The organism is Psychrobacter sp. YGAH215, assembly GCF_007280595.1.
Classification (GTDB): domain Bacteria; phylum Pseudomonadota; class Gammaproteobacteria; order Pseudomonadales; family Moraxellaceae; genus Psychrobacter; species Psychrobacter faecalis.
Window position 1 is genome coordinate 102,748 of sequence record NZ_VKLR01000008.1, and the last position, 15,734, is coordinate 118,481.

Annotated in this window: 13 protein-coding genes; 6 read left to right on the forward strand and 7 right to left on the reverse strand. The window is 42.4% G+C overall.

Translation table 11 applies throughout. The annotated features are described in order from the left end of the window. Nucleotides 1-658 precede the first annotated feature (658 nt). Both FOR85_RS04765 and FOR85_RS04770 read right to left on the reverse strand, forming a co-directional pair. Nucleotides 659-2,356, reverse strand: a complete 1,698-nt coding sequence (locus tag FOR85_RS04765) for an AMP-binding protein (RefSeq protein ID WP_144296944.1) — start codon at nt 2,354-2,356, stop codon at nt 659-661. 480 nt (nt 2,357-2,836) lie between these two features. Next, a complete protein-coding gene (locus FOR85_RS04770) occupies nt 2,837-3,388 on the reverse strand; it encodes an acyl-CoA thioesterase (protein WP_144296945.1) in 552 nt (183 codons plus the stop codon). Between the two features lie 276 nt (nt 3,389-3,664). Between FOR85_RS04770 and xthA the strand changes: the two genes are divergently transcribed. From xthA to FOR85_RS04785, 3 genes are all read left to right on the forward strand, one after another. Continuing rightward, nucleotides 3,665-4,489 carry an exodeoxyribonuclease III gene (gene xthA, locus FOR85_RS04775; protein WP_102076264.1) on the forward strand — a complete coding sequence of 275 codons (825 nt, stop codon included), beginning with the start codon at nt 3,665-3,667 and terminating at the stop codon, nt 4,487-4,489. Nucleotides 4,490-4,603: 114 nt separating this feature from the next. Next, nucleotides 4,604-5,827, forward strand: a complete 1,224-nt coding sequence (gene argJ, locus FOR85_RS04780; RefSeq protein WP_144296946.1) for a bifunctional glutamate N-acetyltransferase/amino-acid acetyltransferase ArgJ — start codon at nt 4,604-4,606, stop codon at nt 5,825-5,827. A 389-nt stretch (nt 5,828-6,216) separates the two neighbouring features. After that, complete coding sequence (locus FOR85_RS04785; protein ID WP_068408379.1) at nt 6,217-6,615, forward strand: DUF4377 domain-containing protein; 399 nt, start codon at nt 6,217-6,219, stop codon at nt 6,613-6,615. Nucleotides 6,616-6,698: 83 nt separating this feature from the next. Here FOR85_RS04785 and FOR85_RS04790 read toward each other — a convergent pair whose 3' ends face one another. Then, nucleotides 6,699-8,132 (reverse strand): L-serine ammonia-lyase, encoded by a 1,434-nt coding sequence (locus FOR85_RS04790; protein WP_144296947.1) that lies wholly within the window; start codon nt 8,130-8,132, stop codon nt 6,699-6,701. A 497-nt stretch (nt 8,133-8,629) separates the two neighbouring features. Between FOR85_RS04790 and FOR85_RS04795 the strand changes: the two genes are divergently transcribed. Further along, a complete protein-coding gene (locus tag FOR85_RS04795; protein WP_223808508.1) occupies nt 8,630-10,042 on the forward strand; it encodes a solute carrier family 23 protein in 1,413 nt (470 codons plus the stop codon). A 104-nt stretch (nt 10,043-10,146) separates the two neighbouring features. On the opposite strand, the gene FOR85_RS04800 is transcribed toward FOR85_RS04795, so the two are convergent. Continuing rightward, nucleotides 10,147-11,079 (reverse strand): DMT family transporter, encoded by a 933-nt coding sequence (locus FOR85_RS04800; protein ID WP_144296948.1) that lies wholly within the window; start codon nt 11,077-11,079, stop codon nt 10,147-10,149. Between the two features lie 482 nt (nt 11,080-11,561). Here FOR85_RS04800 and FOR85_RS04805 point away from each other — a divergent pair, with 482 nt between their 5' ends. Beyond that, entirely contained in the window at nt 11,562-12,596 is a 1,035-nt protein-coding gene (locus FOR85_RS04805) for a WG repeat-containing protein (protein WP_144296949.1), read from the forward strand. Nucleotides 12,597-12,726: 130 nt separating this feature from the next. Here the strand turns inward: FOR85_RS04805 and FOR85_RS04810 are convergent, their stop codons facing one another. Further along, nucleotides 12,727-13,620, reverse strand: coding sequence for an alpha/beta fold hydrolase (locus FOR85_RS04810; RefSeq protein ID WP_223808513.1), 894 nt, complete (start codon nt 13,618-13,620; stop codon nt 12,727-12,729). Nucleotides 13,621-13,894: 274 nt separating this feature from the next. Next, nucleotides 13,895-14,059, reverse strand: a complete 165-nt coding sequence (locus tag FOR85_RS04815) for a rubredoxin (protein ID WP_068406924.1) — start codon at nt 14,057-14,059, stop codon at nt 13,895-13,897. A 403-nt stretch (nt 14,060-14,462) separates the two neighbouring features. Here FOR85_RS04815 and FOR85_RS04820 point away from each other — a divergent pair, with 403 nt between their 5' ends. Further along, a complete protein-coding gene (locus FOR85_RS04820; RefSeq protein ID WP_144296950.1) occupies nt 14,463-15,038 on the forward strand; it encodes an adenine phosphoribosyltransferase in 576 nt (191 codons plus the stop codon). Nucleotides 15,039-15,136: 98 nt separating this feature from the next. Here the strand turns inward: FOR85_RS04820 and FOR85_RS04825 are convergent, their stop codons facing one another. Then, nucleotides 15,137-15,646 (reverse strand): hypothetical protein, encoded by a 510-nt coding sequence (locus FOR85_RS04825; protein ID WP_144296951.1) that lies wholly within the window; start codon nt 15,644-15,646, stop codon nt 15,137-15,139. Nucleotides 15,647-15,734 lie beyond the last annotated feature (88 nt).

Genomic DNA, 15,734 nt, shown 5'->3' on the forward strand with positions numbered 1-15,734 from the left:
TAGTGTCCTTAAATTTGTGATAAGTTAAGGCTTTATAAAAAAGTAGTCACATCCCTGTCAACAAACCCATTCTTGCTCTATAGACGATACGTCCTATAGTCGGTGGCTTGTCGCGTGCTATCCCATTTATTCACATACTGCTAAAAAAATACGGTGGCCTTAATACAAATATATTTAATTACAAGATTGTTTGACTAGAAAGGTATTTAACTACGAGAAACAACTACTGAAGTAGATTAAATATCCAGTTATCGAGGATACTATCAGTACTAACTAATAATAAACAATAGCGTAACATATTTTGGCGTTACATTAACATAACTACTATTGAACCAGGTATTATAATACAGAAACTTGTGCGTATATAGTTAAATTTGATAAAAAAAGAAAACTATGTTGCAAGTAAAATCCGATAAATGGTTAAAAATACGAGATGAAAGGATTTCTAAATTAAAACGATGCATCATATAAGTAAGGCTAACTAACATGGATAACTCTACTAGAGGGTTTTTTGTATTTTTCTTAAAAAATAGTAATACTATAACAGCGTGACTATCAACGGCATAAGTATTATCCATACTAAAGTTTAAAATTTTAAAATAAAAAAGCGCTCTATCGTTTAGTTAGAGCGCTTTTTGAGCATAGATATTTGCTTTAATTATAGCTGAGGGTTATCAGCCATATGTTTTTCCCGCAGTTTTTGGCGCAGTACTTTACCAACGTTACTCTTTGGTAGCTCAGTAACAAACTCGATATAACGCGGACATTTATAGCCGGTCAAATTATCTAGAGCAAATTCTTTAATCGAGTTTTTGGTCACGTTATTGTCGGCAGGGATGACGTAAATTTTGACCGCTTCTCCTTGACGCTCATCAGGAATACCAATCACCGCGCAATCAATAATGCCTTCACAATCAAGCATCACGGATTCTACTTCATTCGGGAAAACATTAAAGCCTGAGATCAAAATCATGTCTTTTTTACGGTCTAATAATCTAAAGTAGCCTTTTTCATCCATACTGACGATATCGCCCGTGCGAAAGTAACCATCTTCAGTAAAGTCTTCGCTACTGTCTCTGTTCAGATAACCTGAGGTGACATTAGGACCTTTAACGCACAATTCGCCCGCTTCATTGGCCCCTAAGCGATTGCCTTCATCGTCAATGATAATAACATCAACGCTAGGGACAGGAACGCCAATAGTGCCGTTAAACTTACGGTCAGTAATCACGTTGGCAGTGCCGACAGCCACGCACTCAGTCATACCCCAGCCTTCGATCATGGCGCAGCCAGTGGTTTCAAGCCAGCGCGCTGCCGTCTGTTCGGTCGCTGCCATACCGCCTGCTTGCGAGATACGTAGCGAGCTAAAATCAAGGTCTTTAAAGTTTGGATTATCAAGCAAGCCTTTAAACAAAGTATTCACTGCTGGGAAAATATGGAACGGTTGTTTAGATAAGGTTTTGATAAATCCAGGGATGTCGCGTGGATTGGGTATGAGGATAAAGGTATAGCCTGAACGCATACCAAGTGAGCTTAGCATAAAGGCAAAAATATGATACAGCGGGAGCGCCATGACCATATTGATATAAACTTCGTTAATCTCTGACGTGATAGGGCGCGTCCATGCTTCTGATTGCATGGCTCCTGCGACGATATTACGCTGAGATAAAATCGCACCTTTAGAAAGTCCAGTTGTACCACCGGTATATTGCAAAAATGCTTTTTGGTCCAAAGTCATTTTTGGCTTTTGGAAGGGCAGGTTTTTACCTTTTTTGAGCACATCGGGAAACTTCGTGACTTCATGCTTAGGGTCGTTCAGCTTGTATTTAGGCACCAAGCGTTTGACTTGACGGATAATGGTATTTACTAGAATACCTTTGAGACCCATCATATCGCCCATTTTTGATAAGACGATACGCTTAATTTGTGTCTCATCAATCACTTGCTCGAGCGCTTGAGCGAAATTATCCACCACAAAGATAACTTTCGCACCTGAGTCATTTAACTGATGGCGCAGTTCACGGCCAGTGTAAAGAGGGTTGACGGGCGTACAGACGTAACCTGCGCGCAAAATACCAATCATGGTTGGCAAGTATTGCGGCACGTTTGGCATCATCAGCGCGACCACACTGCCTTGAGGCAGTCCTTGTGCTTGTAGCCAAGCGGCGACGGCAAGAGATGCTTTATCAATGTCATCATAGGTATGAGTCACGCCCATACAGATACTCATAGGATGCAGACGAAAGCGATCAAAACACTCTTCATACAGCTCCACGATGCTGCCATATCTATCTGGATCGATCGTTTTCGGCACACTCTTAGGATATTGGGCAAGCCAAGGTTTATTCAACGTCATAGTCAGCGTCCTGGAATTTCAATTAAGTTTCTATCGTTAAGCAGTCGTATCCGTGTCAATAAAAAATCAGCGCTGACGTAAAGCAATGGCCGCTGAGTTTGATAACATCCTTATCTATTGACGGACTACTAAGTTTCTTTGCAACTAAAATATAATGTATCGACGATATAATGATACATTTAAGCAACACATTAGCATGAATCTAAGTAAATGCAATATTAGCATGCGAGTACTGCCCAGTACATATAAAATGTTTATAAATAAATGCTTCTATAGGAAAAGACCATCAATGAGATGGTAGTGAAACGAGCTGATATTTTAATAGAAATTTAAGATGGTCTTTGGATAAATACGATAGATAACTTAAAAAACCGTTTAAGTCGTGCCTAAAAATACCACTGCAAAGGAATGGCGATATGTGAAAGAGTAGTGTGTTATGACTTAAGCTTTAAACGAGAATGAATCAGCACTATGTACGGGTTACTGTTCAATACTATGTGAGGTTATTGCCTGATTAATGGTTTCGCTTAATTTTTGCGGTACACGAATAGGGCGCATGGGTGCGCCATGATTGCTTGCAGAGTCAGGCGTGATTTGGTTTTGCACGCAAGCGATGACGATTTTAGCGCGACTTAATAAAGTAGTGTTTGAAAAGGCATTTCTTTTCTGAGGGCTATCATTGTCATTCGGCGCTAAGCGATGGATACTTTGATAAAATATAATGCTGGCAGGTTTTAGCTCAACCTTATCAATGCGGACATTGATGACCTCATCTAATAAAATGGCTTTTTTATATTGCAAATCTGCTTGGCTGACGACAAAATGCTGAATTTCACCATCATCGGTCTGTAAAAAATAGCCATTTAAACCAAGCTTGGTGAACCAGTCGCGGCGGCAGTTTTCAAAAAACACTAAGTGATTGGCATGGTAGACAATCCCGCCTGCATCAGTATGGTTAATATAGACATTATAATCAGTAGCAAATAGCGGGGTGCTTGCGTGCATCGATTGTGCAGCGGTATTTTTATTCATGGTTGTCATTATCGTGTTGCTCAGTAAGTTTGCGCCATTAATAGCGTGTAGAGTTTGAGAGGTTGATATATAAGGTTATAAAAATAAGAAGTAATAATGCCTAGATTATTACTCATGACAGCTACTCTATCGTAAGAGATAAAGGCGCGCAACAGCTAGCTGTGGCGATGTCTGTTATGATAAGCCTTTATTTATAATGTCTCGCTGCTTGCCTTATTTTATAAAAATACTTGTTATAGAAAGATTTTATTTCAATTCATAATGATAGGATAGTTTATGACCCGTTTTGTTTGTTTTAACATCAATGGTATTCGCGCTCGTCAACATCAGTTAGAAGCGATAAAAGAGATTATCGACCCTGATGTGATCGGTCTGCAAGAAACCAAAGTACACGACGAGCAGTTCCCGCTCGCAGATGTGGAAGGTTTGGGCTATCACGTCGAGTATTTTGGTCAAAAAGCGCATTACGGCGTCGCATTGTTATCTAAAATTGCCCCTATTTTTGTGCAAAAAGGTTTTCCGGGAGAAGATGAAGAAGCACAGAAGCGCTTTATCCATGCGCGTTACGTATTTGACGGTCGCGAAGTGGATGTGCTTAACGGTTATTTTCCGCAAGGCGAGAGCCAAGACCATCCGACCAAATTTCCTATGAAGCGTGCCTATTATGCGGATTTGATAACCTATATTGATACGCTAAAAGCTGAAGGGCGCTCGCTGGTTATCATGGGTGATATGAATATTGCCCCAGAAGATATCGATGTTGGTATCGGCGAGGCCAATGCCAAGCGCTGGCTTAAAAATAGAAAAACCTCGTTTTTGCCTGAAGAGCGCGAATGGTATGGTAACTTGATGGCGCGAGAGCTGACCGATACTTATCGTCTGCATTATCCAGACAGCACCGAATTATATAGCTGGTTTGATTATCGCAGTCGCGGTTTCAATGATGATCCTAAGCGCGGGCTGCGTATCGATCATATTTTATGTACGGCAGATTTGATCGACCATTGTGTCGATGCTGGTATCAGCTATGAGCTACGCGGCATGGAAAAACCGTCTGACCACGCGCCAATTTGGGCAGCGTTTGATTTAAATAAAGTATAATAACTGGCTTTGAACCATAGACTTTTAACATCAGGTTTTTAGTACCAGTTTTGCACAACTAAAAATGAATAACCAATAAATAATACATCAGCATTGATGAATAAGGATTGAATGATGGCTGTCGGCAACGTTGCAGTACCTAATACGATTTATCCTATTGATGGGATTAAACTAAGCGCTACCGCGGCAGGCGTACGCTACAAAGACCGCGATGATTTGGTGGTGATAGAGATTGCTGATAGTGCCAACACTGCCGTTGTCACTACCAAAAATACCTTTTGTGCAGCACCAGTACGCGTGTTACGAGAGCATTTTGCCAAAGCCAGTCCGCGCTATTTAATCACCAATACTGGCAACGCCAATGCTGGGACTGGCGCTGACGGTAAACGCCGCGCGCTTGATATCTGTGCCGCCTTAGCTGCCAAAGCTGGTGTGGACGTCAGCTCTGTGTTGCCATTTTCGACAGGCGTGATAGGTGAGCCACTCAATAGCGATGCCATCATCGCAGGTTTAGACAATGCGTTAGCCAGTTTGGGCGCTGATAATTGGTTAGTAGCAGCAAATGGTATTCGTACCACTGATACAATTCCAAAACTTGCCAGTGAAAAGGTCGATGTTGACGCTAGCAGCTATCATGTTACTGGGATGTCAAAAGGCTCAGGTATGATACGTCCCAATATGGCGACCATGCTCGGCTATGTAGCGACCGATGCCAATATCGCTGCTGATTTATTGCAAGAAATGCTGAGCAAAATTAACGAGCAATCTTTTAATCGCATTACTGTCGATGGCGATACCTCAACCAACGATTGCTGCGTCTTAATTGCAACCGGAACGGCGAGCTCGGAGGTTATTGATAGCCCAGAACATCCACATTATCAGCCGATATTTGAGGCCTTGACATCAGTTTTTGTACGTTTGGCACAATTGATTGTACGAGATGGAGAAGGCGCAACCAAGTTTATGACGGTCAAAGTCACGGGCGGCAAAACCACGCAAGAATGCTGCGATGTGGCGTATGCGGTCGCGCATTCACCACTGGTCAAGACCGCGTTTTTTGCCAGTGATGCCAACTGGGGACGTATCTTGGCAGCGGTTGGCTATGCAGGTATCGACGACCTTGATACCGAGCAAGTTGATGTCTACTTAGATGAAGTGATGATTTGTCAAAATGGCGGTGTGGCGCCAAGTTATACGGAAGCGGCGGGCAAAGAAGTCATGAGCCGGCCTGAGATTACCATTAATATTGATTTGGCCCGTGGTGACGCTGAGGATACGGTTTATACCTGCGATTTGTCTTATGATTACGTTAAGATAAATGCAGAATATCGCAGTTAAAAGTTCTTTATTATTTTATAAAACGCTCGAAGCTAGTATTGTCATGCATAGTTTGAGCGTTTTTTTTGCTCAATATTTTTGTATTAAATAGGGCTTAATTTAAACCGTTTATTAACAGCAGTTGCAAAAGCTGACGTTACTTTACAAAGCAGTTATAGAGGCTGGGCATCTGCGCGACCTATACTGGTTGCAGTAAACAATAGACGGTACTATTAACAGTTGAGGAAGTTTATATCAATAATGCTCGTTTTTATTTTATATGAGCTTAGATTGATTTTCTGATTAACAGTATCTTTATGACTGCTTGCTACCTTTTGGATAGTGATAATTGATTAAAATGAGTTTGAAAGGTAATGATTAATACTAATAAATAAACTGAGGATTTAATAATGAAAAAATTAGCGATTGCGGCATTGATGACAACTTTTGTTTTGTCAGGTTGTTCTACCATGGGTATGAATGATGAGCGTACTATGGTGGTTGAAGGCGAGCCTGTGAATGTGAAAGTGGTAAATATTCCAAGTTTCAAAATTGAAATAGCGCCACTTAAAGCGGTGTGTGAGCTGCCAACCGCCAGTGGTACTATGGTTGAGTCAGAATGCCTACAATATCGTCAGACTTATCAGAAAAACTATACGCCTCTAAATGGTGATATTCAAGGCTTTACTTATGAGCCAAACTATCGTTATATCTTGGATGTGCGTCAAGAAGCGGTTATGAATGAAGCGACGAAAGTGGTTAAACCAGTTTGGATCCTAAACGAAGTGATTTCAAAAACTGCTGAATAATTTTAGTTGTAGCTTATTATAGAAAAGCCTCTAATCATTAGAGGCTTTTTTTTGGTGACATAAAAAGGAAAACATATTTTATATCAACATTGACTGTAATTGACACTGACACCGCGGGTAGCAGTGGGAATGCGGTTATCAGCATAAATAGCCAGACCGCCGCGTGCGGTTTCTTTGTATTTATCAGACATATCAGCGCCTGTTTGCTTCATGGTTTCAATCGCTTTGTCTAGTGAAACAAAATGCTGCCCATTGCCGCGGCAGGCAAGACGCGCGGCGTTGATGGCTTTGACAGCGCCCATCGCATTACGCTCGATACAAGGGACTTGTACCAAACCGCCAATCGGGTCGCAAGTCAGACCTAAATTGTGCTCGATACCAATCTCGGCGGCATTCAAACACTGTGCTGGCGAGCCACCCATTATCTCGGCCAATGCCGAACCTGCCATCGCACAGGCTGAACCAACTTCCCCTTGGCAGCCAACTTCAGCACCCGAAATAGAAGCGTTTTGTTTAATTAAGCTGCCGATAGCGGTGGCATTTAATAAGAATTTACGCACGCTAGCTTGGTTATAATTAGGCAGAAAATCACGATAATAGTGCAAGACCGCCGGAATGATGCCCGCCGCACCATTAGTTGGGGCGGTGACGACTTTACCTCCATTGGCATTTTCTTCGTTGACGGCAAGCGCATACAAATCGACCCAATCCATTGCGGCCAGCTTGTCAGTCTTGGCGGTAGGTAGGCCTTTCTCAGCGCATAATTGATTGTGTAAATCGTGGGCACGGCGTTTAACATCAAGGCCGCCGGGTAAAATGCCGCTATTTTTACAGCCTTGGGTTACGCAGTCTTGCATCACTTGCCAAATAGCATCTAAATAACTAAAGATATCGGCTTGATCGCGGTAATGGCACTCGTTAGCAAGTACCAACTCGCTGATACTTAATCCATGTTCATGGCACTGCTCAAGTAACTCTGCGGCAGTATTAAAAGGGTAGGGAACGATATCAATCGTTGGGCTGGCATGGTCCTCATCGGGATTATTGGCGTCATCTTCGTTAATAACAAAGCCTCCGCCAACTGAATAGTAAGTTTGCTGATATTTGCTACCATCGGTCAATACCGCGCGGATAGTCAAAGCATTCGGATGATAAGGCAATACCGTATCATCATACCAATACACATTACGCTCGGTGTCAAACTCGATAACATGTTTGCCAGACAAATTAAGCTGCTTGTCCGCGAAAATAGGCGCCAAGTATTGATCCGTTAAGCGCGTATCAATGGTGCTTGGCGTATGCCCAAGTAAGCCTAAATATATCGCCGTATCAGTTGCGTGCCCTTTACCAGTAGCAGCTAAAGAACCATAAAGCTCGATTTCAATATTCTTAATCGTTGTCAATGCGCTTTGTTTAAGCAATGACGTCAAAAATAAGTTGGCTGCCACCATAGGCCCAACGGTATGAGAGCTTGATGGCCCAATACCAATTTTAAATAAGTCGAAAACACTAATCATAAAAATACCAAGAAATTGTCAGTGCATCAGCGTCTGTTGTAGAAGGGGCTTAGTACTGGGGTGAAAAAATAATAGATAGCCGTCCAAAAACTCTCTGATAAATACCGTACTATGACGATACAGAGTGTTTTTTTAGATGTTTACTTAAATAAAAAAGCTAAGCATTTAAAAATTTGCGACGTTATCTATGAATACCTATCAGTATAGGCGGACACGAGGCGAGTGAATAATAACTTTTATTTATCAGAGAACTCCGTTATCATGCTCGCAACCAATATCCATGTAACATCCTGTAATTCAGCCATCACGATAGTGTAGAGAATGGCGCAAACAGTCGAGCATGTTTTTTAACGCCATTTATGTAGCGATTTATATTTACTGTAAGAAAATGAATTTTCGCTATTATCGTTTTGACTCAATTCACAGTTGTATTTTCATAGCCGTATTTTCACAGTTTTTAGCTGATTGTTATTCTCTTAGCTCAAATAGGACAGCGCATGACCACACCTGAACCTCACTCTCCAGCACCAGAGAGCAATCATCCAGAGCCTCATAATGCATTAGCAGCAGCTGGCATCGATACAGCTGCGGTGAGTTACTCGCACAATCCAGACTTTGATAATGGTCGTTGGTTTCCAACGTGGCGTCCTTATAAGGGCAACTTGGATCGCGATCCGGTCGGCATTAATGAATACGTACCGCCTGGCAAGAGTGTGTTATTAGGGGTGCAGCATACGTTTGCCATGTTTGGCTCGACCGTACTTGCGCCATTACTAATGGGGTTTGACCCCAATTTGGCCATTTTGATGTCCGGTATTTGTACGGTGATGTTTTTTATTATTACTGGCGGGCGCATGCCCAGTTATTTGGGCTCAAGTTTTGCTTTTATCGGTCCTGTGATTGCGATTACTGCTTATGCGGGTGTGGGATTCAATGACAATCTGAATGTCGCCTTGGGCGGTATCATGGCTTGCGGCATCATTTATGCCTTGATAGGTTTGTTGGTAATGAAGACGGGTACAGGCTGGATTGAGCGTTTGATGCCGCCTATTGTCACCGGTGCCATTGTGATGATTATTGGTCTAAATTTAGCGCCTGTGACCATTCAAGGGGTGTCTGCCAACCAGTTTGATGCATGGATGGCGACGCTGACGGTATTGCTTATCAGTGGGGTTGCAGTATTTACCCGCGGTATGCTGCGCCGTCTGTTGTTGCTGGTTGGGTTAATTTTGTCTTATATTGCTTATTTTGTCATGACCAATATACTCGGTTATGGCGTACCGATTGATTTTAGCAATGTATCGGCGGCTTCATGGTTTGGTCTGCCAAGTATTCATACGCCGCATTTTGAGATGAGTGCGATTATTTTGATTGCACCTGTTGCCTTTATCTTAATTGCCGAAAACTTAGGGCATTTTAAAGCGGTCGAAGGTATGACCAAAGCGCGCGTGACACCTTATATGGGTCGAGCATTTTTTGCTGATGGCTTGGCGACGACGTTTTCGGCAGGCTTTGGTGGCACAGGCGTGACCACTTATGCAGAAAATATCGGTGTCATGGCCGTAACCAAAGTCTATAGCACGACGATTTTTGTGATAGCAGGTTTGGTTGCTATTTTACTCGGTTTGTCACCAAAGTTTGGTGCCATTATTCAGACCATACCGGCGGCTTTATTGGGCGGCGCCTCTATCGTAGTCTTTGGTTTGATTGCGATTGCTGGGGCAAAAATTTGGATAGACAGTCATATCGACTTTAGCAAAAACAGCAATTTAATCATTGCCGCGGTTACCGTTATTATGGGTACGGGTAATTTTAGTCTGCATCTAGGCGGCTTTGATTTGGGTGGTATCGGCACGGCTACCTTAGCGGCGATTGTGCTGAATGCTTTATTTAATAGACAAAAAGATTAACCGTCAAAAAGCTTGATTTGTTCATCGTAAAAAAAGCCACAATGATTATTGTGGCTTTTACTTATTACGGCTCTTACTTATTATAACTTTTACTCATTACCGATTTATTTATAATTTCGTTTATAAAATCTGGCAAAAAAACGATAACGGCGTAGTGCGCGTGGCTTAGGTTTTAACGACCCTAAATAAATGGCAAACATAGTCAATAGCGCGCCGCTCCATTGCATCGTATTAATCGGTTTATCAAGCCAGCTATAATCAATCACCAAGGCTGCGATGGGCTCGGTTAATAAAAGTAGCCCTGTCAATGCTAAAGACAGCTTAGGAATTGAGTAGGCGATAAGTCCCCACGCCAAGCATTGCATCACCGTGCCATAAATCAATATCCAACCAATCTCAGACCAAGTATTGGGCAAAATATTACCCATATCAAAGATAAACATCGGCAGAATCATTGCTATGACGCCGCCGATACTCACCAACTGCATCAGCATAAATATCGGCGTTGGCTCAGTATCATGGGTTTTACGGATAAAGGTCATCGACGCGGCAAGCATAGCGCCTGAAACGATACCCGTGACAAACCCCCAAGTCGCCGCGGTATTTTGTGCAAATTCAGGGCTACCTATCATTGCCACGCCTAGCATGGCTAAAAATAAACTGACAAGCTGCACGATAGATTGGCGCTCATTAAAATATAAAAAACCAATGGCCGCTAAAAAGAAAATCTGCAAGCTATTAAGTAAGGTTGAGATACCGGGACCGACCGCATAAATACTCTCGTGCCATAGCGCTAAATCGAGTCCTAAAAACGCGCCTGATAATAGACCGTAAAAAACAGCCCGCTTTGAGCGTGGAAGTCGTTGTCCTGTCATTTTAGCCAATAGAGCAAAGACCACGCCTGAAATAGCCAGTCGCCAAAATGACATTGCCCAGCCGCCGATATCGACATGAGCGACAATTAAGCTGCCCAAACCAAAAATGACGCAACCAATGACCAAGCCAGTAGCGGCAGAGCGTGAAGAGGCGATAGCCATGCAATATCCTTATCTCATTACTATGATGCTTTTTTAAGACATTTTTTTAATGTTGTTCGCTCAAGAGCTGGTTTATATAGACAGGCCATATTGTCAGTGTTTTGCTCTTAAATTGGAATGCTTTGGCGCGATTTATTTTATAATGACGTATCACCCACCTTAGATAAATAAAGCGGTCACCTTCTTACAGCAATAGCATTGGCACACGTGCTGCCATTTGTTACTCTAACACTCATTTGTAGTTTGAAGTGCGTCATGTTTAAAATAGCGATACTCTTCAAATACTTAACTTAATATAGTGAATTCTATATAAAATAGAGACATGATATTTTTACGCGAAACTGTCGTAAGTTTTCCTCGCTTGCTGTGCGCTTTGCACTCCAGAGGCTTCAAAAAATCTATGACAGTTCCGCTATATGGTTTTTATAATGAACTCACTCTATATTTACAGAGCTTCTATTATTTTTAGTCTAGGTTTGCTTATGCTGCAACGTTCTATATCGAAACGAAAAATAGATTTCTTATTGACACTGCCGCGACAACTATCGCGTGCAATCTTTGTCGGGCGCCTGTCTGTCATAAGCATCATAGCTGCTACGTTTTTTTTGACGTTAAATGCACAGGCCGCCAGCTGCAAAATACCCAAAAGCTATTATAAAAATGTCTCTTGTACCTCTAGTCGCGGCTATTTTTTAGCCATAAAAGATTTCGGTGCACCAGTTGCCTTGATTGATAAGCAAGGCAAAAGCGTGCTTGATTTAACCCGCTATCAAAGAGTAGATGCTGACAAAATATCGGGCGGCTTGCTACCAGTGCTGCGTAATGGTCGGGTGGGCTACGTCAATATGCAAGGTCGCGAGGTTATTCCTGCGATGTACGATATGCTCAAAGAAGGACAAAGTTGGGCGCGTCCCGTCTCTGAAGGTCGGATTGTGGTCAAGCAAAACGGTCACTATGGGGTTGTAGATACTGCCAACAAGACAGTCATACCATTTTCCGCTGCAATTAGTGATATTGACGATTATCGTAGCGGCATGACGCGCGTACGTAAAAATCAAGCTATCAGCTGGTTGGATAAAAACGGCAAACCTACCTCTGACCCAAATAGCAAGGCTGCTAGTCAAAATTCGAAAAGTACACTTGTTAGCAGCAATGAAGCTGCGCAAAAGTTGCCACCGTCCCGTAGTTTTACCACCTTGCAGCCACGGCAACAAGACGGCAAATGGGGTTTTGTTGATGATAATAATGTGTCTATGATTACCTATTCTTTCGATGACGTGCGACCATTTTCTGAAGGTTTGGCGGGCGTGCGTATCGATAATGAATGGGGCTTTGTCAATTTAGGCGGTGAATTAGTGATTCCTTTTCGCTTTGACAATAGCGTTGTGAATGCGAGCGATCATTATAAAGACCAACCTGCATTTGTATTTACGAATGGCAAAGCTTGGATTGGCAATTTAGAAAATGGCAATAAAATGTGTATTGATAAAGAGGGTGATAGTATTGGATGTGATTGATACTTAAGACTTATCATTTAATATCACGCTTAAATTTGCCGGCGAAAAAAGAGTGTCAGAGCGATAGATCATTCATCTTTCTGACACTCTTTTTTTATACTTAATGATCATTAATTTTAAGCTTGAAGTACTACTTGTCTAATAGATGCTTGCTAATTAAATCGACCATATAGGGCTGATAGTATTCGGGAATATCGTGTGCCATACCTTCGATTAAATGAAAGCTTGCATTAGGAATGGTCTTTGCAACCACTCGACCTTGTGAGGCGGGTAACAGACCATCAGCGCTACCATGCAGCACAATCGTCGGTGCTTTAACTTGTTTGCTATATTTGCTAATCGAGCCAGAGGCTAAAATAGCATTGAGCTGTTGTACCGTACCAAGCGGATGAAAATTACGCTGATAACGTATCTTGGCGATGTCACGTACCATGCGCACATTGACGTGCCCTGGTGTGCCAACGGTTTTCATAAACCAGACGCTATGCCGCACGATATCGCGCTCAGAGTGGCTCTCAGGGCGGTTGATCAGAGTGTATAACTGCTTGGGTTTGGGCGGCTTTAAAAAAGCACGATTGGTGGTGGTAAACATCAAGGCCATGCGCTGTACCAAACTTGGATAACGCGCGGCAACGATTTGCGCAATCATCCCGCCCATAGAAGCGCCAAGCAGATGCGTTTTACCAAGCTTTAAGGCTTTGATTAAACGCGCCGTATCTTCTGCCATGTCGGTTAAATTATAAGCAACCGGCGCGCCTTTATTCGACAGTCCCGTTTGCAGACGCATCATCATTTTTAATTGGCTGATACGCGGCAAACCATCAATCTGTACTTTGGACGACAAGCCGATATCACGATTGTCAAAACGAATTACAAAAAAACCGGCATCGATAAAGCGCTTGATGAAAATATTAGGCCAAAACACCATTTGTGAGCCAAGCCCCATAATCATAAGTAACGGCGGATTCTTGGGATCACCACCTGCCTCAACACACAGCTCAATGCCATCGCCGATATCGATCATCGATTGATAAAGATGCTCGCTCAAATCAGACGGATACCAAGCATGATCGCCAAACTTTTGCCATTCAGGCGTCGGGTAATCGATTGTTGGAGAGTCGATTGTCGCAGCGCTAAGTGCTGAAGAATTAGATGGTGAAGAGCTGAGCACTGTATCATTCGTCATTTTGTCATTAAGCACTAAAGCATTGTCGGTTTCTTCTGAATTTACAGACGCGTTTGTGTGATTGGTGGGGTTTGATTCTGTCATGAAGTATCCTATTTAGATGGTCGTTGGCTTAAAATTCGAGCATCTCAAAATCAAGCTTGCCAACGCCGCATTCTGGGCACGTCCAGTCGTCTGGAATGTCTTCCCATTTGGTGCCAGGTGCGATGCCTTCTTCTGGGCAGCCAAGCTCTTCGTCGTATATCCAGCCGCAGACAATACATTCATAACGTTTCATAAATAGTCCTATCGATTATTTCCAGTATTACGATTACCAATATTTCTTTTACCAGCATTTTTGCTATCACCAGTGGCGTTAACTAGATTAATTGGCATTTTTAAAGCAACTATTAAGTATTCTAGCCGACATTTAGCGTGTAAAAACGCACGTAGTTTAGCATATAGCAGTCATTTTCATAGTTAAGTTTACACTTGTATATTGAGATTCACCAGCTTTTATCAAGTGCTTACGCGTCATTTTCAAGGTTTTAGCCGGGCTGTCATTGCCAATTCCGCCGCCACGATAAAGCCGATTATGCTATAATTATCGCCGCTATTTTTAGCGATTGTCATCTCATTTATCACCTACCTCATTTACCACCGTCATATCATTATTTAAGTTTTATAAGTTAAGGGTTACTATGAGCGCGAATGCCGCCGTTACATCAGCTGAAGTTAAGACCACAACCGATTCATCTAATATGCTCAATACTGACCATCCATTTTGGCAAATCATTCGCACAGTACCAGACTTCCCAAAAGTTGGTATCGATTTCTATGATATTACACCGTTACTACGCAGTCATATCAATGCGGTGATTGATGAGATGTTGGCGGTTTTGCCTAAAGGTTTGCTTGATGAAGTGGATTGCTTAGGCGCCGTAGAAGCGCGTGGGTTTGTATTTGCCAGTTTGCTGGCGGGACGTTTGGGTAAAGGCATGATTTTGCTGCGTAAACCCGGTAAATTACCGCCGCCGGTTGCTAATAAAGCTTATGCATTAGAATACGGCAAAGACACGCTTGAGATGCAAAATAATTTGCCGCCTGAGCGGGTATTATTGGTCGACGATATCTTGGCGACAGGCGGCACGCTGATGACCGCTTATGAGCTTTGTAAATCTGCACAGCATACGGTGGTTGGTGCCTTGGTATTGTTAGATTTGGTTGCTTTACATGGCGAGTTTCCTGTACCTATTTATACCGTTTTAAAAGCTTAGAGAAATGGTTTTAGCATAATAAAAAGCGCGCTGGATAATTATAGTTCAGCGCGCTTTTTTTAATGCTATTTGTTTGTCTTAATTCGTTTTACTTTACGCTATTTAGCTTGCTGATAACTTTTACACGCCTGTTCGACGAGCAAGCGACTGATCGTTTTTGGTTTGGTCAGCTTAAAGTCTTTGGTCGTTAATATCGGCTTATCAGATTGCCAAGATTTTAATACTTTATCGTCAGCTGCATAATTGACGTAAGCACGCTGATAGTAGCTTGCGTCCTTACATGAGATAAGCCATTGCTGGTCGCTATGATGAATGCTGGTTTCTTTCACTGTTTTATTAGCGCCTTTGTCTTTACTCTCTTTTGCTTTCGCCTCATTTTCTTTAGCGTCTTTTGCGCTATCCTTTGGCGCAGGATAGGCTCTACGAATTGAGACAGTAATGTTTTCGACTTCTTTTTCATCAATAATATGAATGTCTGAGCGTTCGATAGAATCCACATCTAAGCTAAAAACAGAGCCAGTTTGGCTTTTTGAGACCTCTAACCAGTTTGCCGCATAGCCACTCATTGCAAGCGTACTACCTGCTAATATCACTGCTAGCCGTTTCATAATCGAGCCTTGCTTGTTGTTATATAAAGTCGCTTATCATAGCCAACTTGATAGAAGCAGGCAAATTACTTTTATGACAAGGGGTTCA